Genomic DNA, 20,868 nt, shown 5'->3' with positions numbered 1-20,868 from the left:
TTTTTGTTGTTTTGTTTCTCAACAGCAACTTGTTAATCATATCATATCGTTACTATCTTGTCAACAACTTTTTTTATTTTCTTTTTTACTGTTTTTTGACAGCTGGTATATAATATCATGGTTTCACATAAGTGTCAACCACTTTTTTCAACCCAGAAGAAAAAAAATAATCATTTGGAAATGAGCGGAGAAAGAGGGATTTGAACCCTCGCGCCGGTTGCCCGACCTACACCCTTAGCAGGGGCGCCTCTTCGGCCTCTTGAGTATTTCTCCGTAGTTCTTAATCTCCATATGATGTGTCTATCAAGTATATCTTTTCCAGACGCATTGACAATTATACAAGATATAATTCGACTTGTCAACCCATTTTTTGATTTATTTCTTCCTGTATTTTATTGTGCACGTATTCAGCAATCTGAGTGGTCTTTAAATGCTGATAATCCTCATAATAAAGGGGTTTTAGAAAGCATACTTCCACTTTTTGCTTTCTGGATGAATTCTCATCAAAGGGTTTAAAACTGTCAATCAGCGCAACTGGTATAATGGGACAACCGGCATTTACCGCACTTTTAAACGTACCTCCTTTAAATGGCAGCAATCTGTTTCCCTCTCTGCTGCGCGTCCCCTCTGGGAAGATTACAAAATTCTTCTTCTCTTTCACCCCTTCTGTCATCTTAGATATTATCTCTAAGGAAGCTTTTATATCCTGGCGGTCTATATAGAAACCATCCAGTGCTTTTACTACTTCCTTAACCAGGATCAGATTGGCGGCCTCTTTTTTTACAACTACGCTTAATGGTTTAGGACAGGCTTCCATAATCGCCAGCATATCAAACAGCCCCTGATGGTTGGGAAAAAGAATAAATCCATTCTCAGAAGGAAGATTCTCTATTCCATGAACGGCAACCTCCACACGCCCTGATTTATTTACTTTCTTTACTACATTGCGAATATATTCATAACGTTCTTTGTGAGGATAATATTCCTCCTTAATGCCCATCTTCCTGATTTTATAGAACCACAGGGGCACACGGTAAAAGTTTCTTACTACCATATAGAAAATTCGGTTCATGGACTGGTCTATTCCTCTCTGAATTGTGCTAGCGCAGTTTCATATAGATTATTACCTTTACTGTCAATCACTACGATAACAGGAAAGTCTTTAATTTCCAGACATCTGACTGCCTCTGTTCCAAGATCTTCGTAAGCAACTACCTTTGATGAGTAAATACATTTGGAAAGAAGTGCACCTGCCCCACCTACTGCGGCAAAATAGACGGACTGATTTCTAATTATTGAATCAATAACTTCTTTACTCCTTTTTCCTTTTCCAATCATAGCTCCAAGTCCCAGATCCAGAAGCTGGGGCGTATATCGATCCATACGGCTAGCTGTTGTGGGACCTGCAGACCCAATCGGACGCCCTTCTCTGGCCGGGGATGGTCCCATATAATAAATCACATTGCCTTTAATATCAAAAGGCAGGGATGCATTGTTATCCAGTGCTTCTTTCATTCTTTTGTGTGCTGCATCTCTGGCAGTATATATAGTTCCTGTAAGATAGACGTAATCTCCTGCTTTCAATTTTTGTGCATCCTCTTTACTTACTGGCGCTTTCATATGATAATCCATGATTTCCTCCCTTTCTATCCAATCCTATATAATTCTGTGTGCATGCCGGTTAACGTGACAGCAGATATTCACTGCTACTGGCAGACCTGCTATGTGGGTAGGATATGTTTCAATATTGACTGCAAGCGCGGTAACGGTTCCACCTAATCCTCCGGGTCCAATTCCCAGTTTATTAATTTTATCCAGCATCTCTGTTTCCAGTTCTTTTACATAGGGAACTGATGGTTTTTCATCTAAGTCTCTGGTCAGCGCATGCTTTGCCAACTGGGCACATTTTTCAAAAGTACCTCCGATACCGACACCCACAACCATTGGCGGACATGCATTTGGTCCTGCTTCCTTTACAGCTGTTAAAATTGATTCCTTTACCCCATCCAGACCATCGGCGGGTTTCAGCATAAAAATACGGCTCATATTTTCACTGCCGAATCCCTTTGGTGCCACAGTTATATCAATCTGGTCTCCCTGGATGATTTCATAATGAATGACTGCAGGGGTGTTATCCTTCGTATTAATTCGTTCAATGGGTTCAACTACTGATTTTCTTAAATACCCTTCTGTATACCCTTCGCGCACTCCCTGATTCACGGCATCTGCCAGGATACCTCCCTCAATATGTACATCCTGACCTATTTTTAAAAATATCACTGCCATTCCTGTATCCTGACAAATAGGTATGAGATCTTCTCTGGCTATTTTCAAGTTTTCTTTAAGCTGGCAGAGAATCTGTTTTCCCAAAGCTGACTTTTCTTTCTCTGCTGACTGAAAAAATACTTCTTCCATATCCTTTGACAGGACATGATTTGCTTCTATGCACATTTCCTTGATATTTTTTGTGATTTCTTCTGCTCTTATGGTTCTGATCATGATCTCCTCCAGATAAACGGTAATTCATTGTCTTTACTTAATCATATACGAATCATATGACGAAATCAAGATAAAAAAAGGGGAATGGCATTCACCACTCCCGCTCACTTTCTTTCACTATATACTAAGCCGATTCCGGATTAATTTTTCATGAATATCTTTTATCGTTATCTGCTCCATTCTGTCTCTGCATAAATCATTGAGTTCTCCATAAATTTCATCCATCACTCCGGACATCCCGGAAGCGACCATGCAGGGATTGTTCTCATCTCCTGATTTCCAGGAAGACGATACAAAGGCTACATCAAGTGCATCGCATATCTGCTTCAAATTAATTGTGTCCGGATCACCAATCAGATGATATCCTCCTTCCAGACCTTCTTTTGTTGCAATGATACCTGCCTTTTTCAGTTTTGCCATAACTTTTCTGACACGGGCAGGATTTGTGCAGACATTGGAAGCCAGTTCTTCACTGGATGTGGTAATCTGTCTCTGATTCAGATATACCAGTCCGTGAACTGCGACTGCAAATTCACTTGTCATGCTAATCCCCCATTCTCTTAAATCTTGCATCTTTATCTGTAATTATTGTAGTTTCAGTTTGTATCTTACCAAGTTGTATGCTGATTGTCAAGGGTAGGAGGCCAAAAACAAAGTTCTAATAGCCTCCTGGATGGTTGATAAAAAGCAATAGAATCTGTGCGGCTATCTGCGCCACGCCTGGGTCAGTTTCCAAGCTAAATTTTCTCCTTTTATCGGGACTAAAGAAAAAGTCTCAGGAAGCAGTAAAATATTTTCTGCAGCCTGAGACTTTTTCACAGTCCTCTGTTTGTGATTGGTATTATAAGGACAGTTTTTTCTATATTGTTTATGCTAAGATTTATTCTTCTGTTTCTGGAATTTCTGTTACATCAGAGTTTTCCTCTGTCTCTGGGAATTCCTCTGCATCTTCCAGATCCAGTTCATCTAAACCTTCTCCTTCAGATTTGCTTCCGTCATCCCTTACCTTTGCGATGCTTGCAACAATAATATCTGAATCCTGGTCAATGTTCATCAGTTTTACACCGGAAGTATTTCTTCCAATAACAGAGATATCATTAACGGAAATTCTGATTACTATTCCTTCTGTTGTTATCAGAAGAAGATCATGATCATCCTGAACCAGCTTGGCCCCTACTATATCACCGGTCTTTTCTGTAATCTTGTAGCACAGAACACCTTTACCGCCTCTTCTCTGAGGAGTAAATTCTTCAATAGGAGTTCTCTTACCCATTCCATTTTCAGAAACGATCAATAGCTTTGGTCCCTGAGAATCCATCTGCATTCCAACTACCTGATCATCATCATTAAGCTTCATACCAATTACACCTATGGAAACACGGCCTGTGACACGTACATCCTTTTCATGGAACCGGATACACTGTCCCTTTTTCGTCACCAGGAATATATCGTTGGTATCGTCTGTAGCTTTCACTTCAATCAGTTCATCATTTTCACGAAGAACAATTGCCTGAAGACCGTTCTTTCTGACATTGGCGTATTCCATCATCGGTGTTTTCTTAACCATACCGTTTCTGGTCGCCATGAATAAGAACTTGTCATCATCATATTCTTTCATGGGAATAATGGCTGTAATATTTTCTCCCGGGAGCATCTGCAAAAGATTTACTATGGCAGTTCCTCTGGAAGTTCTGCTTCCTTCCGGTATCATATATGTTTTTAAGCGGTAAACCCTTCCCGTATTGGTAAAGAACATGAGATAGTGGTGGGTCGTTGTCATCATCAAATCTTCAATATAGTCCTGATCGATGGTCTGCATACCCTTGATCCCTCTTCCGCCACGATTCTGGTTCTTGAAATTATCTACGGACATTCTCTTGATGTAACCCAGCTTTGTCATGGCAACGATGGTATTTTCATCAGGAATTAAATCTTCCATAGACATATCAAACTCATCAAATCCAATAGAGGTTCTTCTGTCATCCCCGTATTTTGCGGAAATGATGCTGATCTCCTCTTTGATTACTCCAAGAAGTTTTTTCTCATCTGCAAGAATAGCTTTTAATTCTGCAATTTTCATTTCCAGCTCTTTGTATTCGTTTTCAAGCTTCTCTCTTTCCAGACCTGTAAGAGCTCTTAACCGCATGTCAACGATTGCCTGGGACTGAGGATCACTTAAACCGAACCTGCTCATAAGTTCTGCTTTTGCAACCTGAACATTCTGTGATGCTCTGATGATGTGAATCACTTCATCAATATTATCCAGGGCAATGAGCAATCCTTCCAAGATATGGGCACGTTCCTCTGCCTTGTTCAAATCGTAACGGGTTCTTCTGGTTACAACCTCTTTCTGGTGTTCCAGATAGTAACTTAACATCTGAACCAGATTTAATACTTTAGGTTCAAGAACACCGGACTGATTTTTTACAAGGGCCAGCATGATTACACCAAATGTATCCTGAAGCTGGGTATGCTTTAAGAGCTGGTTTAAAATTACGTTAGCGTTGGCGTCACGGCGCAGTTCAATGCAGATTCTCATACCTGTACGGTCTGATTCATCCCGAAGGTCCGTAATACCATCAATTTTTTTATCTTTTACCAGTTCTGCAATTTTTTCAATCAGACGTGCTTTATTAACCATGTAAGGAAGCTCCGTAACGATTATACGGCTCTTTCCGTTGGGCATAGCTTCAATATCACTGACCGCTCTTACACGAATCTTGCCTCTTCCTGTACGGTAAGCTTCTTCTATGCCCCGTTTTCCCAGGATGGTTGCACCTGTAGGAAAATCTGGTCCTTTAATGATATCCAGAACCTCTTCCATAGAGGTTTCTCTGTTTTCTTCCACCTGGTTGTCTATAATTTTTACAACAGCTCCAATGACTTCTCTCAGATTATGAGGAGGAATGTTGGTTGCCATACCTACTGCAATGCCTGATGTACCATTAACCAGAAGATTTGGGTAACGGGATGGAAGTACATCCGGCTCCCTCTCTGTCTCATCAAAGTTCGGACTGAAATTAACGGTGTCTTTATTGATATCTGCAAGCATTTCCATGGAGATTTTACTTAAACGGGCTTCTGTATACCTCATGGCAGCTGCGCCGTCTCCATCCACAGAACCGAAGTTTCCGTGCCCGTCTACCAGAGGATATCTGGTGGACCATTCCTGGGCTAAATTTACCAGGGCTCCATAAATAGAGCTGTCACCATGAGGGTGATACTTACCCATGGTATCACCAACGATACGGGCACATTTACGATGTGGCTTATCCGGACCGTTATTGAGCTCAATCATGGAATACAGGACTCTTCTCTGAACCGGTTTTAATCCGTCTCGGACATCCGGCAGTGCCCTGGAAACAATGACGCTCATGGCATAATCGATATACGATTTTTCCATGGTCTTTTTTAAGTCCACGTCATGAACTTTATCAAAGATATTTGGTTCCATTTTATTTCCTCCAATTAAATATCAAGATTCTGTACGTATTTGGCATTCGCATCGATAAACTCACGTCTTGGTTCTACCTGGTCACCCATCAGGGTTGAAAATGTTAAATCCATTTCGGACTGGGAATCTTCATCCATATTGACTCTTAAAAGAATTCTTCTTTCCGGATCCATTGTTGTTTCCCAAAGCTGTTCTGCGTCCATCTCTCCCAGACCTTTGTAGCGCTGAATCTTATTGTTATTGTCCCTTCCCACCTCTTTTAAGATGGAATCCAGTTCTTCATCGCTGTAAGCATACCATACTCTTTTATTTTTCTCAATTTTATATAACGGCGGCTGTGCCAGATATACATAACCCATTTTGATCAGATCCGGCATGAATCTGTATAAAAAGGTTAAAAGCAGAGTGCTGATATGGGCACCGTCTACATCGGCATCGGTCATGATAATGATTTTATGATATCTTAATTTGGTTAAATCAAAATCATCATGAATACCGGTTCCGAAAGCTGTAATCATGGCTCTGATTTCCGCATTGGCATAAATTTTATCCAGTCTTGCTTTTTCCACGTTTAAAATCTTACCGCGCAAAGGAAGGATTGCCTGGGTATTTCTGGATCGGGCTGTCTTTGCAGAACCGCCCGCACTGTCTCCCTCTACGATATAGATCTCACAGTTCTCCGGGTTCTTATCAGAACAATCCGCAAGTTTGCCTGGAAGCGCCATACCTTCAAGAGCTGTTTTTCTTCTGGTTAAATCTCTTGCCTTTCTCGCAGCCGCTCTTGCTCTCTGAGCCAGAATAGATTTATCACAGATAGTCTTTGAAATTCCCGGATTCTGCTCCAGATAATAAGTCAGCTGTTCTCTAAGAAGACCATCTACCGCACCTCTTGCTTCACTGTTTCCAAGCTTCTGCTTGGTTTGTCCCTCAAACTGCGGTTCTTCAATCTTTACACTTATAATAGCTGTCATACCTTCCCGGATATCTTCACCGGTTAAATTAGTCTCACTTTCTCTTAACAGCTTATTTTTTCTGGCATAATCATTTAACGTGGTTGTCAGTGCATTCTTGAATCCAATCAAATGGGTTCCGCCTTCCGGCGTATTGATGTTATTTACAAAGCTGTAAATATTTTCTGTATAGGAATCATTGTGCTGCAGGGCTACTTCCACATATACACCGTCTTTCGTTCCCTCGCAGTAAAATACCTGATCATAAAGAGGAGTCTTCCCTTTATTCAAATAGGTGACAAATTCTTTAATTCCGCCTTCGTAATGAAATACATGTTCATGAGAATCCTCTCTCTCATCACGAAGAATGATCTTTAAATTCTTAGTCAGAAAAGCAGTTTCTCTTAAACGTATTTTCAAAGTATCATAATCAAATACAGTTTCCTCAAAAATATCTTTATCAGGAAGAAATGTTACCGTGGTTCCATGTTCCTCGGGATCGCAATCTCCAATTACCTTTAGAGGGTACATGGTTTTCCCCTTCTCATAACGCTGCTTATAGATCTTTCCTTCTGTACGGATCTCTACTTCCAGCCACTGGGAAAGAGCATTTACAACCGATGCTCCTACTCCGTGAAGTCCACCGGATACCTTATATCCTCCTCCGCCAAATTTTCCGCCGGCATGAAGAATGGTAAACGCTACCTCAACAGCAGGAATGCCTGCTTTCTTCTGAATTCCTACCGGGATTCCACGTCCATCATCCACAACTGTTATGGAGTTGTCACTATGAATGACTACTTCTATGCTGTCACAGTATCCTGCAAGAGCTTCATCCACCGCGTTATCCACGATTTCGTATACCAGATGATGAAGTCCTCTGATGGATGTACTGCCGATATACATACCGGGTCTCTTTCTTACTGCCTCAAGCCCCTCTAATATCTGGATTTGATCTGCACCATATTCTTGACTCATATTCGTACGCTTCCTCCTGAATCGTTAATTTTCATTGTCTACGGTACCGTTTATTACCTTAAATATTTTATCAATGTGGAACCGGTCATTTATAAAATCTTCCAGTCCCGTACAGGTAATTACAGTCTGTATATGATTAATTCCTGCCAGTAATTGATTCTGTCTGCTGTTATCCAGTTCAGACAATACATCATCCAGCAAAAGAATGGGGTAATCATGCACAATATTTTCTACCAGTTCTATTTCTGCCAGTTTTAAAGATAATGCTGCTGTCCGCTGCTGTCCCTGAGACCCAAACCGCCTGATGTCAATGCCGTTAACCATGAAACTTAAATCGTCCCTATGGGGGCCTGTCAGAGTGGTTCTCTGCTTTAAATCCTGACCTCTGCTTCGCCTTAATGTTTCTTCAAAAGATTCTGCCTCCACATCCGGCTCATAGAGAATACGCAAAGATTCTTTATCGCCGGAAAGTTTACGGTGGATGGGTTCAATAATCATTCCAAGTTTCTCAACAAATTCTTTTCTGTAAAGAATGATCTCTTTCCCATACTGCACCAGCTGCATATCCCATATATCCAGTGTTTCTTCATAGTCCGGGCGAAATGCCAGATCTTTTAATAATTTATTTCGCTGTGTCACAATCCGGTTATACTGGACCAGTGAGTGTACATACAGTTTGTTAAGTTGACATAATTCCATGTCAACGAACCGGCGCCTTTCTGCCGGTCCGTTTTTTATGAGATTTAAGTCTTCCGGTGAAAAAAATACAACGTTGACGATTCCAAATAATTCGCTGGCTTTGCGGATGGGAACGCCGTTTACCGCCACGCCTTTAGCCTTATTCTTTTTCAAATGCATGTCAATCCGGTATGGAATATCATTCTTTCTGACGTTTAGCTTGATATGCGACTCATCCCTGTCAAACTGTATAATTTCCTTGTCCTTGCTGCCTCTGTGGGATTTTGTCGTAGCACAGACATAGATTGCTTCTAAGACATTCGTTTTCCCCTGGGCATTGTCCCCATAGAGTATATTGGTTCCCTGACTGAAATCCATATGTAATTCATCATAGTTGCGATAATTCTTAAGCTCTATCGATTCAATGATCATGGATGTTGTGATTTCCTCTCTATTGTCCATGCTTTTTGGACATAAAGGTATGCCCCCAGGGCGTTCCTCTCTATTGTCCACGCTTTTTGGACATAAAGGTATGGCTGGGCAGCATTACTCAATTTTAATGCTCTTACCATCAAAAGTGACCATATCTCCGCTTCTTAATTTCTTTCCTCTCTGATATTCAGGCTGTCCATTTACGGAAACAAGACCGTCCTCAATGACAAACTTCGCATCAACACCGGATCCTACCAGACCGGCAGCTTTTAAAGCCTGTCCCAACTTGATATACTCATCCCTTAATTTTATAGTTTCCATGATTTCCTCTTTCTTGTCCACGCTCTTTGGACATAAAGGTATGTCCAAAGGACGCTCCTGCAATGATTTTAAACAGCTGCCGCGTTAAAGTTAACAGGAAGAATTAAATAAATATATTTTCCCTCTTCATCCCGGATAAAGCACGGGGATTTGGGATTTAGCATAAATACTGTCACTTCTTCATCATCAATGATCCTTAATGCATCGATTAAGAACTTTGGATTAAATCCAATCATGATGTCACTGCCAGTTTTATGAGTTGCTACCTGAGCATTCATGGATCCAAAGCTGGAATTCATGCGAAGTTCCATTTCCTGGTCTTCAATGTTGATGATCAGAGGTTTCTTATCATTTTCCCTTACCAGGATAGTTGCCCGGTCAAGGCAGTCTAAAAGTTCTTTCTTGTTTACACTGACTTTTGTTTCATAATCACTGGACAACATCTGATCAATACGGAAATAATCGCCTTCAATCAGACGGGATACAACGATTGTATCATCAAATTCAAACAAAATATGGTTTGTACTAAAGAAGATAAGAACTTCTTTTTCGTTGTCCCCCCCAAGTATCTTACTGATTTCATTTAGAGTCTTGCCAGGAACAATGACTTTTATATCACGATATGTATCTTTTAATTCAATATTCCGAATGGAAATCCTGTGACCATCCAGAGAAACCACTTTCAGCTGGTTTCCGGTAACCTGAAATAGTTCTCCAGTCATCATCTTATTACTGTCGTTCGGTGCGATGGAAAAGATGGTCTGTCTGATTACTTCTTTTAAGGAAAACTGTGATAAACAGATATAGTGATCCCTCTCAATATAAGGTAAGTACGCAAATTCCTCACCATCCCGGCCCTGTATATGGAAAATAGAGTTGTCACAGGAAATCGTTGTGGTAAATTTTTCATCACTTTCAATGGTTACCATGGAATCACCGGAAGAGGACAGCTTTCTGACGATTTCTGATAGAAGCTTAGCTTCCAGAGCAATCTTTCCCCTCTCCAGGATGGTTCCATCCACCTTCGTTTCGATGCCAAGTTCCATATCATTGGCAGTGAGCTTAATTTCAGAACCGCTGGCATCAATAAAGATGCATTCCAGGATGGACATGGTTGTTTTGCTGGGAACTGCTTTTAATACAATATTAATGCCATTTAAAATGGCATCCTGCTTAAATGTCAGTTTCATAATTGTTGATAACTCCTTTGCTCTCAAAATAACAATAAATAGATAAATAATATAGTTTAATTTCGTCGTATTAGTAGTAGGGGCTGTGGGTTTGTGTAAAAGCCCTGATAACCGTTATAAAGCCTTAACTTGTCCTGTTCATAACAATGTGAATAACGTCCACAAAACGTGAGGAAAAATAATGGGTTATCCACAGACTGATCAGAACCCTTATGAGCCGCTTAATTATCCACATGAAATTAACAGATGATTCACACCTTATTGTGGATTAATTTTCTTTTTTAATATCTCAATGGTGTTATTTAAGGATTCGTTCTTGTTTATATCTCCGGAGATCTTTTCAATACCATGGATGATGGTGGTATGATCTCTTCCTCCAAGGAATTTTCCAATCAACTGCAGAGGGGTTCCAACCATCTCACGGCAGAGGTACATCACAATCTGACGTGGATATACGATTTCCTTGTTTCGTTTCTGAGAACAGATGTCAAGAGGAGTCAGACCATAGTGGTCAGCAACAACCTGAATAACCAGTTCAGGAGTGACTTCTCGTTTATCATTAGGAGATATAATATCTTTTAAGGCTTCTTCAGCCAGCTCTACGGTGATTTCCTTATTATCAAGGCGTGAGAGTGCAACGATTTTTGTCAGGGCGCCTTCCAGCTCCCGGATGTTGGATTTGATATTGGTTGCTATGTATTTGATAACCTCATTGTCGATGTTGTAGCCTTCCATCTCTTCTTTTTTGCGAAGAATGGCCATCCTGGTTTCGTAATCAGGAGACTGTATATCCACTGTTAAACCCCATTCAAAACGGGAACGGAGACGTTCTTCCAGTGTCTCTATTTCCTTTGGCGGTTTATCAGATGAAATAATAATCTGCTTCTTTAATTCATATAATGCATTAAATGTATGGAAGAATTCTTCCTGTGTACTTTCTTTGCCGATGATAAACTGAATATCATCGATTAAAAGAACATCGTTATTTCTGTACTTTTCCCTGAATTCAGTAGGAGAGAAGTTGTTCTTGTTTCGGATCGCATCGATCAGCTCGTTGGTGAATTTCTCACTGGTTACGTAAAGAACCTTTGCATTCGGATTGTTCTTTAATATGAAATGACCGATGGAATGCATTAAGTGAGTTTTTCCAAGTCCCACACCTCCATAGATGAAAAGAGGGTTATATATTTCACCGGGGGATTCTGCAACTGCTAAGGATGCTGCGTGTGCCAGATTATTATTAGCACCTACAACAAAGGTATCGAAGATATATTTCGGATTTAAATTAGCGTTTATGATTGCGGACTGACTGACCGCATTCACTGTATTTGTAATAAGTGTATTGCCTGCAGGAGCGGGAGCTGCTTCTTTTTGAATCTGATTTTCCACAACAAAATCGACGCTGCATTCGAAGCCAGTCACTTCTTCTATGGTTATTTTTAGAAGAAACCCGTATTTTTTGCGGATGTATCCCAGAAATTCTACATCCGGTACCGAGACGATTACCTTATCTCCGTCAACGGTATGAACTTTTAGCGGGAGAAGCCAGGTTTTGAAAGAAACTTCTGTAATTTCGTGCTCTTCTTTTAAATTCAATAAGATTTCGTCCCATTTTTCCTTTAACTTTTCTAACATTGTATGTCTCCTACATCTATTAAAATGCAAATATGCGCATTAGCCCAATCTACTGTTCATTCTATACTATTTTGTAATAATTTTCAATGATAATAGTAAAAAATTGTGGATAAGTGTGTGAAAGGGCTGTGAATTAGATGTTTATGGATTGTTGATAAGCATCCAGAGAGAAAGTTGTCCACAAAAAACGGGATTTTAAAAGTTAAGTTATTCACATCCGGGAAATACTGAATTTATCAAAATGTTCAGGACAGGCATGTGCACAAAAAAAGGTTATCAAGATTATATCCAGAGAGTTTTCCACAAGTTATCCCCATAATGTTGATAACTTTATGTAAATTAACAAAGAAATGTCGATTTAATAGACAGGATTGACGGATAATGGTCAGTTATGTATAATGCAAATGTAACCAGATGCATTGTATCTTATAAAAGAACAGTAGCACAGGAGGAAAAATATGAATACTGGAAACAAAACACGCGACATGGTACTGGCAGCCATATTTGTTGCCCTTATCATCATCATGGCGTTTACGCCCTTCGGATATATTCCTTTGGGATTTATGAACGCCACCATCATTCACGTTCCGGTCATTATTGGAGCCATAATACTTGGACCAAAATATGGCGGATTTCTGGGAATGATTTTTGGACTGACAAGTCTGTGGAAAAACACCAACATGCCAAATCCAACCTCGTTTGTCTTCTCACCATTTGTAAAAGTGGGAGAGTATGGAGGCAATCTGGGAAGCCTGATTATCTGTATGGTACCAAGAATTTTAATTGGAATTGTGGCGTATTATGTGTTTAAAGGAGTATTAAAAGCCTTAAAGGGAAGTAAGTTTAGACTGACTGCAGCACTTGCGGCGGCAGGAGTTGCCGGATCATTAACCAACACATTGCTGGTAATGAATCTGATCTATTTTCTTTTTGGTAAAGAGTACGGGCAGGCAGCTAAGGGTCTGACGGAAGGAATTTATTCAGTGATTATTGGAATAATCTGTATTAATGGGATTCCGGAGGCAATCGTTGCGGCGATTCTGACTGTTGCCATCACTCAGGCGCTTTTTAAGGTAATGAGAAATTAATAAATTAATAAATTAATCACGTTTGTTGAGTTATAATAAGAATTAATAAAGTCTCCGGTAATTGAATCATTCCGGAGACTTTATTTGCTTTAAGGGGATATTCCGTATGTTTTTATGTTTCTGATGTCAGCATCAGGAGACAATTGCTTTATATAAAGAAGATTACCGGTAAGATCAGTTATGATTTTTAAATCTTTTCCTGACTGAAATACTTTTTTTCCATCAATAAAAGCCAGAGAGCCATTCTCATTATTTTGAATTCTAAAAGTGTGATTTCCCCAGATCTGTTCATAGTTACTTTCATATCCTCCAGCTGTTCCCCAGAAAATATGATTCCGTTCTAAGTGTACACCATACATACGGGATGTATATTCCATAACCGATAACATGGCTGGTCCATACGAATCCTGCAGACCATCCAGCGATATCAGGGATGGCGAGCCTGTAAATGGATCATATTGCTGAACGAAAACACAGGAATTCCCAATGGCATTAAATAGTTTTTCACCCAGCTGCGGGATCAGATAATCATAGCCATAATTCTCAAGAGCCCGGATGGCCCTCTGATAGGTCAGGGCCTCACATTGTCCGCTCCAGTTATTTGTTTTTATATTACGGAAAAGAGGATCATTTACTGCGACGGATGGGAGCGGCATATATGTCCAGAATTCATCTGGGTTTAATAAATGCTTTGTAACGAAACGTTCTGCCATGGACCTGGTAAAACTGTTCCAGTACATGGCTCTTAAATTATTGTGAAATAGAACATTTATAATATTGTGATTTTTATCCCGGTCAAAGCAGGCATCTTTTGATTCGATCCAGAGATAGTCTTTTATGGCTTTCTGGATGGCCAGTGCCTTTCTTTTCCATTGGCTTTTACGGTTTTCATTACCTTGTATAGAGCTGATAATGGAAAGGGTTTCTCTGGCAGAGTAAGAAAAACTCATAATATCCAGGGAGGCCATGGGAACTGCTTTACAATCTGTGGGAGGAGTTTCTTTACTCCAGGAATCGGGAGCATCATAATAGCGAAGTGCGTGATCCTCGCCTGTATCGTATTTGCACCAGCTTTCCAGACAGCCGTCTCCGTCTGAATCCCTGGTTCTCCATAGATAGGAATCAAATTTTTCTAAAGTAAGGTAAAGGAGAGTTAAATATTCTTCATCTTTACCCATTAAGTAATACATATTAAGGGCAGAAGAGGGGAAACAAAAGCCCTGGAATTTATCAAACTGAGGAGTGATCCGATTGTCGATTAAAGCAATGCTTCCGGGAAGCCGGCCATCCGGTCTTTGATGTTCCATGAAAAGGAGCTGGTTATTAAGTGCTGCCTCCATGTTTCGTTTGGCATACATTTCTCCGCCCATAGGCTGGGTTTCCAGCCATATTTTTTCATATCCTCCTCCTTCTATCAGGACGAGCCTGTTCTCAAACATTTTTAAGTTGTTTAGAATTTTTCTTTCTGCTGAATCCATCAGCTTTTGCAAAAGTTCGTTGGAAGTCTGAAATGATACACTTGTTTCGATTTTCACGTTTTTTCCTCTCTGTATGTTAATTATCCTTTGATACCACTTCCGCTGATTCCCTCCACCAGATAACGGTTAAAGAATAAGAAGATCAGAAATACGGGGATCAATGAGAGCGTGGACATGGCAAACATTGATCCATAATCGGTTGTGGATGTTGAGTCTGCGAAGTTTTTTATTGCTACAGAGGCAGTATACATGCGGGGTTTACTTAAATAAATCATGGGAGACATAAAATCATCCCATTTCCAGTAAAACTGAATGATGACGGTGGTTACAATGGATGGTTTCAAAAGAGGAAGAAAAATTCTGGTAAATATCGAATATTTGCTGCAGCCGTCTATAATTGCAGCTTCATCAAGGTCCTTTGGAATTCCGGAACCGAATTGCATCATCTGATAGATGAAAAATGCCTGGCCGAAAAAATGGGGCAGTATGAGAGGAAGGTAGGTCCCTACAAAACCAAGTTTGTTATAAATAATGTATTGGGGTACCAGAATAATCTGGGCTGGGAGCATCATGGTGCAGATCATGGACATAAACCAGATGTTTCGTCCTTTAAAGCTTACCCTGGAAAACGCATAGGCAACACAGGATGAAGACAGAACAGTTGCCAGGGTGGAAACAGATGCAACAAAAAACGAATTGGTAAAAAAAGTTTGAAAGCTAATACCTCCGAAACCCTTAAAGCCAGTGAAAAAATTGGAGAATCTCCACTGGGGTGGAAATAAGTTCATCCCTCCATTTAAGATTTCTGTATTATTCTTAAGCGAGCCGCTGACCATCCAGAGAACCGGATAAATCATCAGCAATCCAAGAACACAGACGAATAAATGATAGACATAAGTCTGTATTTTATGTTTGTTTGTCATGTTATGATCCTCCTTATTGGTCTGCTTCTGTAAATACCCAGAATTTTGATGTCTTAAAAAGCAGGAATGTAATAATGCTTATTAAAGCCAGCATGACCCAGGACATGGCACTGGCGTATCCCATATTGGACCATTTAAAGGCATGATTGTAAACGTAGAGTGCGTAAAAATTAGTGGAATCATTGGGACCGCCCTGTGTAATGACGAAAGCCTGGGTAAATGCCATAAAGGCAGTGATGGTCTGCATGATGAGATTGTATAAAATAATGGGGGAGAGGCATGGGAGGGTAATTGCTGTAAATCTCTGCCATTTGTCTGCGCCATCAATTTCAGCAGCTTCATAATAAGTTGGAGATATTTCCTTTAATCCGGCAGCAAAAATAATCATAGAAGAGCCAAATTGCCAGACTGACATGAGAACAAGTATTCCCATTGCCAGATGGGGTTCACCCAGCCAGGAGAGTTTTGGAAAACCAAGTGAGGCCAGAATGGTGTTCGCCAGGCCTTTTCTTGAAAAAATGGTTTTCCAGACAAGAGCAACGGCAATGCTTCCTCCAATCAGGGATGGCACGTAGTATAAAGAGCGGTAAAAGGTTACTCCCCGCCGTTTCTGAGTCAGAAGATATGCGATAAAAAGGGCAAATATCAGTTTGGAGGGAACGGAAGTAATGACATATATAAGAGTTACTTTTACAGAATTCAGGAATCGGTCATCTGTAAATAAATTTCTATAGTTATCAAGTCCTACAAATACCGGATTTTGCCCCAGTTTATAGTTGGTCATGGAATAATACATTGATACGAGAACTGGAATCAATGTAAATGCAAAAAATCCAAAAAGAAAAGGGAAGGAAAAAATATAGCCTACGGTATTGTTATGATAGAGGATTTTTTTCCAGTTGATTTTTTGTTCTTTCATTGTTAATTACCTCCTTTTTTCCATAGGAAAGGCAGGCAAAGAGAATCCTTACCTGCCTCTTCATTATACTTAAGGCTGAAATTTTGACTTGGAAAAATCCATAAACTGTTTTGCAGCATCTTCCGGTGTTACATCGCCATACTGTACTTTTTCAATCAGAAGCTTATATTGATCTTCAATTTCAGCTTTAGGATCAGGGCTTATAACATTGCTGTTTTCTTTTGGAAAATTTCCTACTTTATCAACAAATTCATAAATGATTTTGCCGGAGTCATCTGCCTGTGAAATAACAGCCTCTCTTACCTTTGACATGATAGGAACTCCACGTTCACCATTTAATATTTTATTTGCTTCTATGTCATTGACAAAAAAATTAATAAATTTAGCGGCTTCTTCTTTTGCTTTGGAATTACTGGAAATACAAAGCTGCTGTGAGGACTGAATTCCCATTCCATAAGGACCGTTTTTCGCTAATCTTGGTACTGGGGCAATTTTAATTTCCCTTCCGGAGGCATGAACAATGGAAGAAACCTGATTGGAGGAAACCCAGGTCATAGCTGCGTCTCCGGTTACCAGATAATCACCCTCTATGTCCTTAATTTCTTTTATAGCCCCGGCATCCGGATAGGCCCCGGCATCTGTCAGTTCTTTGATCATCTTTAAGTAATCTGCAAAGGGAGCGGGATCTTCTGATTCTATGCCATCATTGGTCTTCTTAAAGAAATTCGCATCTTTTTTCGTCTGAGAGGCACGCATGGTTACACCTGCTATAAAATGATCAATTTTTGAACTTCCGTAAATACCCAGTTTATCTTTTATGGTGATGCAGTCTTTTTTCCAGTCATCCCAGGTCCAGTCATTGTCAGGCTCAGACAAGCCGGCTTTTTGGAATAATTCCGGGTCATAAGCAATTCCATAGGTGTTGGTACCAATGGATATACCAATCTGAGAACCGTTACTGTCCTTTGTTGTTGCCAGAAAATTTTCCGTAGTATCACTGGTATTAATAATTCCGTCCTTTATATATCCATCCAGTGGTTCTATGCTTTTAATATATTTGGGGAAGTTTCCGCCCAGCTGAAATATATCCCAGACATCGTCAGCTGCAACTAAAGTATCAAGCTTGGTAAAGTAACTGTCAAAATCGTAAAACTCTGCTTCAATATGTACACCTGGATTCTGTGATTCGTAGAGCTCTATAACCTTGTTTGTAGCGTCATGTCTTGTCTGAGAACCCCACCACGCCATGCGGAGAGTTATCTGTTTTCCTGTAGCCTGGGAAACTGACTCAGAAGATGCATCAGGTTTGTTTCCGGAGCAGCCGGCAAGAGAAAAAGTCATCAGACCAGACAGAAACAGTGCAGTAAGCTTTTTTGTTTTCATAAATCCTCCTAATAGTGATTGCTCTGAAAAAAATATTGTGAAAATGTACTAATAATGAAATCCGGATTTGCTTTTATATGGGTATATTTTAATATTAATCAGAAGCAATTACAATACATTTGGAAGAATGCCTCAATACATCGAAAAAAACCATTTATTTGCACTAAATTGACTAAACATCATTGTTTTTCTTTGATTTTCTATATTGCAGAGGCGATAATCCTGTATATTTTTTAAATACGCGGTCAAAGTAGGACAGCCGTTCATACCCCAGTTTCTGTGAAATATCTTCCATGGACAGATCATCATCAAGAAGCAGAATTCTGGCATGGTCTACTCTCTGGCAATTGATGAATTCATTGACAGTAAAATTAGTTACTTCTTTGAAAATCCGGCTCAGATAGCTTTTATCTAAATAAAAAATTTTAGACAGGTCCTCCAGACCAAAGATCTCTGAATAATGAATCATAATATACTGTATGATTTCTGCAACTTTTACATAGCGCATCATTTTTCTTTTTGGCATATAATAGACTTCCGGTTTTGTTCCGGCACCATTTAAGACCATGAGAAATAAGGATAGCAGCAGGTTTTTTACCTCTGAAGCACCATAGGGTTTCTGATTTTTCATTGCAGATTCCATCCGGAACAGCTTTTTCTCCAGAATGTTCTGCTGTTTCTCATCTAACTGGAGAACACCGTGATTATTCTGAAAAAATTCCAGAAGGTTAAGTTCCATTGCACTGCCTGCAAGACGAAGCCAGGACTCTTCCAGTTCAATCAGAACTCTTTCATGATAGTTTCCGCCGATTACATTGGTAAAAGGGATCAGTTTCTTATCAATAAAGGTCAGTGTGCCTTTTCCCATACGGTAGCTGTGGTCACCATAATAAAAATAACGCTCTCCATTGAGAATGTAATAAATCTGATATTCATTTTTATAAAATCCTATGGTTTCAGCCAGATCGCAGTCTCTTGATACATGGCTGATACCAATGCCCTGACATTTTCCTGTGAAAATAACCTCTTTCATTGATATAATCCTTTAACGATTAAAGTGTTGTCATGTTCCTTAAGACTATAAAAAACGGGGTGCTCCTTTCTGTGTTCGTTTGGTGTATGCAGGGTAAGGATGAGTTCTCCTTTTTTGTCTTTAAAGATCATGCCATGGCCGCCGTCTTTTTCAAAAAGCAGAGTTTCCTGCTGTATCCAGTTTCCTGTAATATCTCCGTTATCAGAATAAGCAATGGCCTGGGTATATCCTTCTTTTCCAAAACTTGACCACAGCATTAGAAGACGGCCGTTATTAGTGCGGTGAAGGAAAGGTCCATCGGTGACATAATGTTTACCGGGCCTGTTTTTATTTTCAATTGTTACTACCCAGCTTTTTGCCTCAGAGGCATGAAAAAGAAGTTCAGGTTCTGATATGGCATGGCTTAAATCACTGCTTAATTTTACTGCACAGATAGATCCGTCCGATATCTGAACCCACTCATGTACAAAAACCATGTAGGGAGTTCCATCAGGGCTTACATAAAAGGTTCCGTCAATGCATTCCCAATCAGTCGGAGTGATCTGTTTATGACTATGTAATGTGAACGGTCCCAGAGGATGGTCCGCTTTTAAAATGGCAGTTCCGCCATAATTTTTAGTGTCTTTAAATGTGGCAAACATATAATAAGAGTCTTTATAACAGTGAACTTCCGGAGCCCAGCAGTTTCTGTCAGCAAAAAAAATCTCCGGCTTATGAAAAACTTCATGGGGGCCATCCCAGTTAATTAAGTCTGTGCTGGTATAACAGTCAAAGCCGGTAGCGGCCATCCAGCAGGTTTCTGCCCGGGTTCCGTACATGTAATAAATACCGTCGGACAGCAGTACATAAGGATCTCTGATGTTGATTTGTTCACTTTTCATTGTAATATCCCATCCTTTTTTAATATTTGGTGATTCCCTTTTGGGAAATTATATAGTTTTATTTATTATACTGTATAAACAGGGAATGTGGAAAATATTAGCAGTCAAATGAAAACTTATATTTTTCCCTTGACGAACCATGCTTTGTTCTATATAATTGATATGATGTTTAATTAAAATAGTCTCAATATGTTTCATCATATTGCCTATGATAAGCTATTGTAACAAGAGGAGGTGTCCGTAGATTATGAAAATGACGTTCCAGCCAAAAAAGAGACAAAGATCAAAAGTTCATGGTTTCAGAGCCAGAATGAGCACTCCCGGCGGAAGAAAAGTTTTAGCTGCCAGAAGAGCAAAAGGAAGAGCAAAATTATCAGCTTAATGGACCAGGCCGCAAGTAATTGTGGCCTTTTCTTTTCTCAAATTCCAGAAAAACGGAAAAGGAAAGAGTTGAATGAAACATTTTAATTCGATTAAAAAAAACAGGGATTTCAAGGAAGTTTATCAGAGCGGAAAATCCCTTGCTAACAGACTTCTTGTCATGTATGTTTTAAAGACGGACAGGCCGGATACAAGAATCGGTATTTCGGTAAGCAAGAAGGTAGGAAACAGTGTTGTCAGGCATCATATAACCAGATTAATCAGAGAAAGCTTCAGGCTTCATGAAGGAATGGTTGAGACAGGATTGGACATCGTGGTCGTTGTGAGAACAGCGGCAAAAGAAGAAAAATACAAGACAATCGAAAGTGCATATCTGCACTTGTGCGGACTTCATAACATTTTAAAAAAAGAATCGAAGTGATCTTATGGTTAAAAAAATCATGATTTTGATGATCAGAGGATATCAGAAATATTTATCTCCTCTGAAGATAAGAACTCACTGTATTTACACACCTACGTGTTCTCAATACGCCATTGAGGCACTCCAAAAGTATGGTGTGTTTAAAGGTACGTTTTTGGCTTGCAAAAGAATCATTCGCTGTAATCCTTTTGCAAAAGGCGGTTATGATCCAGTTCCGTAAATGA

General features: G+C 39.8%; 20 protein-coding genes and 1 tRNA gene. 4 read left to right on the top strand and 17 right to left on the bottom strand.

From position 1 onward, the window contains the following. Window positions 1–185: 185 nt before the first annotated feature. From V7D18_RS25550 to dnaA, 11 genes are all read right to left on the bottom strand, one after another. Window positions 186–273, bottom strand: a tRNA-Ser gene (locus V7D18_RS25550). 85 nt (window positions 274–358) lie between these two features. Further along, window positions 359–1,072: a lysophospholipid acyltransferase family protein gene (locus V7D18_RS25545; RefSeq protein ID WP_426158665.1), complete on the bottom strand. Its 714-nt coding sequence runs from the start codon at window positions 1,070–1,072 to the stop codon at window positions 359–361. Between the two features lie 8 nt (window positions 1,073–1,080). Then, window positions 1,081–1,632 carry a Fe-S-containing hydro-lyase gene (locus V7D18_RS25540; RefSeq protein WP_426158663.1) on the bottom strand — a complete coding sequence of 184 codons (552 nt, stop codon included), beginning with the start codon at window positions 1,630–1,632 and terminating at the stop codon, window positions 1,081–1,083. Between the two features lie 24 nt (window positions 1,633–1,656). Next, window positions 1,657–2,499, bottom strand: a complete 843-nt coding sequence (locus tag V7D18_RS25535; protein WP_426158662.1) for a fumarate hydratase — start codon at window positions 2,497–2,499, stop codon at window positions 1,657–1,659. A 117-nt stretch (window positions 2,500–2,616) separates the two neighbouring features. Further along, window positions 2,617–3,042 (bottom strand): RrF2 family transcriptional regulator, encoded by a 426-nt coding sequence (locus tag V7D18_RS25530; RefSeq protein WP_426158660.1) that lies wholly within the window; start codon window positions 3,040–3,042, stop codon window positions 2,617–2,619. Between the two features lie 337 nt (window positions 3,043–3,379). Then, window positions 3,380–5,953 (bottom strand): DNA gyrase subunit A, encoded by a 2,574-nt coding sequence (gyrA, locus tag V7D18_RS25525; RefSeq protein ID WP_426158658.1) that lies wholly within the window; start codon window positions 5,951–5,953, stop codon window positions 3,380–3,382. A 14-nt stretch (window positions 5,954–5,967) separates the two neighbouring features. Beyond that, window positions 5,968–7,881: a DNA topoisomerase (ATP-hydrolyzing) subunit B gene (gyrB, locus tag V7D18_RS25520; protein ID WP_426158656.1), complete on the bottom strand. Its 1,914-nt coding sequence runs from the start codon at window positions 7,879–7,881 to the stop codon at window positions 5,968–5,970. A 24-nt stretch (window positions 7,882–7,905) separates the two neighbouring features. Continuing rightward, a complete protein-coding gene (recF, locus tag V7D18_RS25515; protein ID WP_426158654.1) occupies window positions 7,906–8,991 on the bottom strand; it encodes a DNA replication/repair protein RecF in 1,086 nt (361 codons plus the stop codon). A 114-nt stretch (window positions 8,992–9,105) separates the two neighbouring features. Continuing rightward, on the bottom strand, window positions 9,106–9,312 hold the full coding sequence (locus tag V7D18_RS25510; RefSeq protein ID WP_104439514.1) for an RNA-binding S4 domain-containing protein: 207 nt from the start codon (window positions 9,310–9,312) through the stop codon (window positions 9,106–9,108). Between the two features lie 68 nt (window positions 9,313–9,380). After that, window positions 9,381–10,502 (bottom strand): DNA polymerase III subunit beta, encoded by a 1,122-nt coding sequence (gene dnaN, locus V7D18_RS25505; RefSeq protein ID WP_426158653.1) that lies wholly within the window; start codon window positions 10,500–10,502, stop codon window positions 9,381–9,383. A gap of 258 nt (window positions 10,503–10,760) precedes the next feature. After that, a complete protein-coding gene (gene dnaA / locus V7D18_RS25500) occupies window positions 10,761–12,137 on the bottom strand; it encodes a chromosomal replication initiator protein DnaA (RefSeq protein WP_426158651.1) in 1,377 nt (458 codons plus the stop codon). Window positions 12,138–12,595: 458 nt separating this feature from the next. Between dnaA and V7D18_RS25495 the strand changes: the two genes are divergently transcribed. Then, a complete protein-coding gene (locus V7D18_RS25495) occupies window positions 12,596–13,225 on the top strand; it encodes an ECF transporter S component (protein ID WP_426158649.1) in 630 nt (209 codons plus the stop codon). An 89-nt stretch (window positions 13,226–13,314) separates the two neighbouring features. On the opposite strand, the gene V7D18_RS25490 is transcribed toward V7D18_RS25495, so the two are convergent. The 6 genes from V7D18_RS25490 to V7D18_RS25465 all read right to left on the bottom strand — a co-directional run bounded on the left by V7D18_RS25490 (window position 13,315) and on the right by V7D18_RS25465 (window position 19,842). Continuing rightward, on the bottom strand, window positions 13,315–14,760 hold the full coding sequence (locus V7D18_RS25490) for an MGH1-like glycoside hydrolase domain-containing protein (RefSeq protein ID WP_426158647.1): 1,446 nt from the start codon (window positions 14,758–14,760) through the stop codon (window positions 13,315–13,317). A 23-nt stretch (window positions 14,761–14,783) separates the two neighbouring features. Further along, window positions 14,784–15,626 carry a carbohydrate ABC transporter permease gene (locus tag V7D18_RS25485; protein ID WP_426158646.1) on the bottom strand — a complete coding sequence of 281 codons (843 nt, stop codon included), beginning with the start codon at window positions 15,624–15,626 and terminating at the stop codon, window positions 14,784–14,786. Window positions 15,627–15,639: 13 nt separating this feature from the next. Then, the gene (locus tag V7D18_RS25480) at window positions 15,640–16,545 is read right to left on the bottom strand and encodes a carbohydrate ABC transporter permease (protein WP_426158644.1); all 906 of its coding nucleotides are present in this window, start codon (window positions 16,543–16,545) and stop codon (window positions 15,640–15,642) included. A gap of 69 nt (window positions 16,546–16,614) precedes the next feature. After that, entirely contained in the window at window positions 16,615–17,928 is a 1,314-nt protein-coding gene (locus V7D18_RS25475; protein ID WP_426158642.1) for an ABC transporter substrate-binding protein, read from the bottom strand. A gap of 172 nt (window positions 17,929–18,100) precedes the next feature. Then, window positions 18,101–18,961 (bottom strand): AraC family transcriptional regulator, encoded by an 861-nt coding sequence (locus V7D18_RS25470; RefSeq protein ID WP_426158640.1) that lies wholly within the window; start codon window positions 18,959–18,961, stop codon window positions 18,101–18,103. Beyond that, on the bottom strand, window positions 18,958–19,842 hold the full coding sequence (locus tag V7D18_RS25465; protein ID WP_426158639.1) for a glycoside hydrolase family 43 protein: 885 nt from the start codon (window positions 19,840–19,842) through the stop codon (window positions 18,958–18,960). Before V7D18_RS25465 ends, V7D18_RS25470 begins: the two co-directional genes overlap by 4 nt. Window positions 19,843–20,089: 247 nt before the next feature. Between V7D18_RS25465 and rpmH the strand changes: the two genes are divergently transcribed. The 3 genes from rpmH (at window position 20,090) to yidD (ending at window position 20,864) form a co-directional block, all read left to right on the top strand. Beyond that, window positions 20,090–20,224, top strand: coding sequence for a 50S ribosomal protein L34 (rpmH, locus tag V7D18_RS25460; RefSeq protein ID WP_013274848.1), 135 nt, complete (start codon window positions 20,090–20,092; stop codon window positions 20,222–20,224). Between the two features lie 72 nt (window positions 20,225–20,296). Beyond that, window positions 20,297–20,644: a ribonuclease P protein component gene (gene rnpA, locus V7D18_RS25455; protein ID WP_117419178.1), complete on the top strand. Its 348-nt coding sequence runs from the start codon at window positions 20,297–20,299 to the stop codon at window positions 20,642–20,644. Window positions 20,645–20,648: 4 nt separating this feature from the next. Further along, window positions 20,649–20,864, top strand: a complete 216-nt coding sequence (yidD, locus tag V7D18_RS25450) for a membrane protein insertion efficiency factor YidD (RefSeq protein WP_117419179.1) — start codon at window positions 20,649–20,651, stop codon at window positions 20,862–20,864. The last annotated feature ends 4 nt before the right edge of the window (window positions 20,865–20,868 follow it).

It is taken from the genome of Lacrimispora sp. 38-1 (assembly GCF_049890855.1).
In the GTDB taxonomy this organism is placed as follows: Bacteria; Bacillota; Clostridia; order Lachnospirales; family Lachnospiraceae; genus Lacrimispora.
Note: the sequence above shows the minus strand (reverse complement) of the source record. Positions and strands in the feature narration are given on the sequence as shown.

Excerpts from the sequence above, each read along its gene's own strand:
- V7D18_RS25545 (WP_426158665.1), bottom strand. The coding sequence starts at position 1,072 with ATGAACCGAATTTTCTATATGGTAGTAAGAAACTTTTACCGTGTGCCC.
- V7D18_RS25540 (WP_426158663.1), bottom strand. The coding sequence starts at position 1,632 with ATGGATTATCATATGAAAGCGCCAGTAAGTAAAGAGGATGCACAAAAA.
- V7D18_RS25535 (WP_426158662.1), bottom strand. The coding sequence starts at position 2,499 with ATGATCAGAACCATAAGAGCAGAAGAAATCACAAAAAATATCAAGGAA.
- V7D18_RS25530 (WP_426158660.1), bottom strand. The coding sequence starts at position 3,042 with ATGACAAGTGAATTTGCAGTCGCAGTTCACGGACTGGTATATCTGAAT.
- gyrA (WP_426158658.1), bottom strand. The coding sequence starts at position 5,953 with ATGGAACCAAATATCTTTGATAAAGTTCATGACGTGGACTTAAAAAAG.
- gyrB (WP_426158656.1), bottom strand. The coding sequence starts at position 7,881 with ATGAGTCAAGAATATGGTGCAGATCAAATCCAGATATTAGAGGGGCTT.
- recF (WP_426158654.1), bottom strand. The coding sequence starts at position 8,991 with ATGATCATTGAATCGATAGAGCTTAAGAATTATCGCAACTATGATGAA.
- V7D18_RS25510 (WP_104439514.1), bottom strand. The coding sequence starts at position 9,312 with ATGGAAACTATAAAATTAAGGGATGAGTATATCAAGTTGGGACAGGCT.
- dnaN (WP_426158653.1), bottom strand. The coding sequence starts at position 10,502 with ATGAAACTGACATTTAAGCAGGATGCCATTTTAAATGGCATTAATATT.
- dnaA (WP_426158651.1), bottom strand. The coding sequence starts at position 12,137 with ATGTTAGAAAAGTTAAAGGAAAAATGGGACGAAATCTTATTGAATTTA.
- V7D18_RS25495 (WP_426158649.1), top strand. The coding sequence starts at position 12,596 with ATGAATACTGGAAACAAAACACGCGACATGGTACTGGCAGCCATATTT.
- V7D18_RS25485 (WP_426158646.1), bottom strand. The coding sequence starts at position 15,626 with ATGACAAACAAACATAAAATACAGACTTATGTCTATCATTTATTCGTC.
- V7D18_RS25480 (WP_426158644.1), bottom strand. The coding sequence starts at position 16,545 with ATGAAAGAACAAAAAATCAACTGGAAAAAAATCCTCTATCATAACAAT.
- V7D18_RS25475 (WP_426158642.1), bottom strand. The coding sequence starts at position 17,928 with ATGAAAACAAAAAAGCTTACTGCACTGTTTCTGTCTGGTCTGATGACT.
- V7D18_RS25470 (WP_426158640.1), bottom strand. The coding sequence starts at position 18,961 with ATGAAAGAGGTTATTTTCACAGGAAAATGTCAGGGCATTGGTATCAGC.
- V7D18_RS25465 (WP_426158639.1), bottom strand. The coding sequence starts at position 19,842 with ATGAAAAGTGAACAAATCAACATCAGAGATCCTTATGTACTGCTGTCC.
- rpmH (WP_013274848.1), top strand. The coding sequence starts at position 20,090 with ATGAAAATGACGTTCCAGCCAAAAAAGAGACAAAGATCAAAAGTTCAT.
- rnpA (WP_117419178.1), top strand. The coding sequence starts at position 20,297 with ATGAAACATTTTAATTCGATTAAAAAAAACAGGGATTTCAAGGAAGTT.
- yidD (WP_117419179.1), top strand. The coding sequence starts at position 20,649 with ATGGTTAAAAAAATCATGATTTTGATGATCAGAGGATATCAGAAATAT.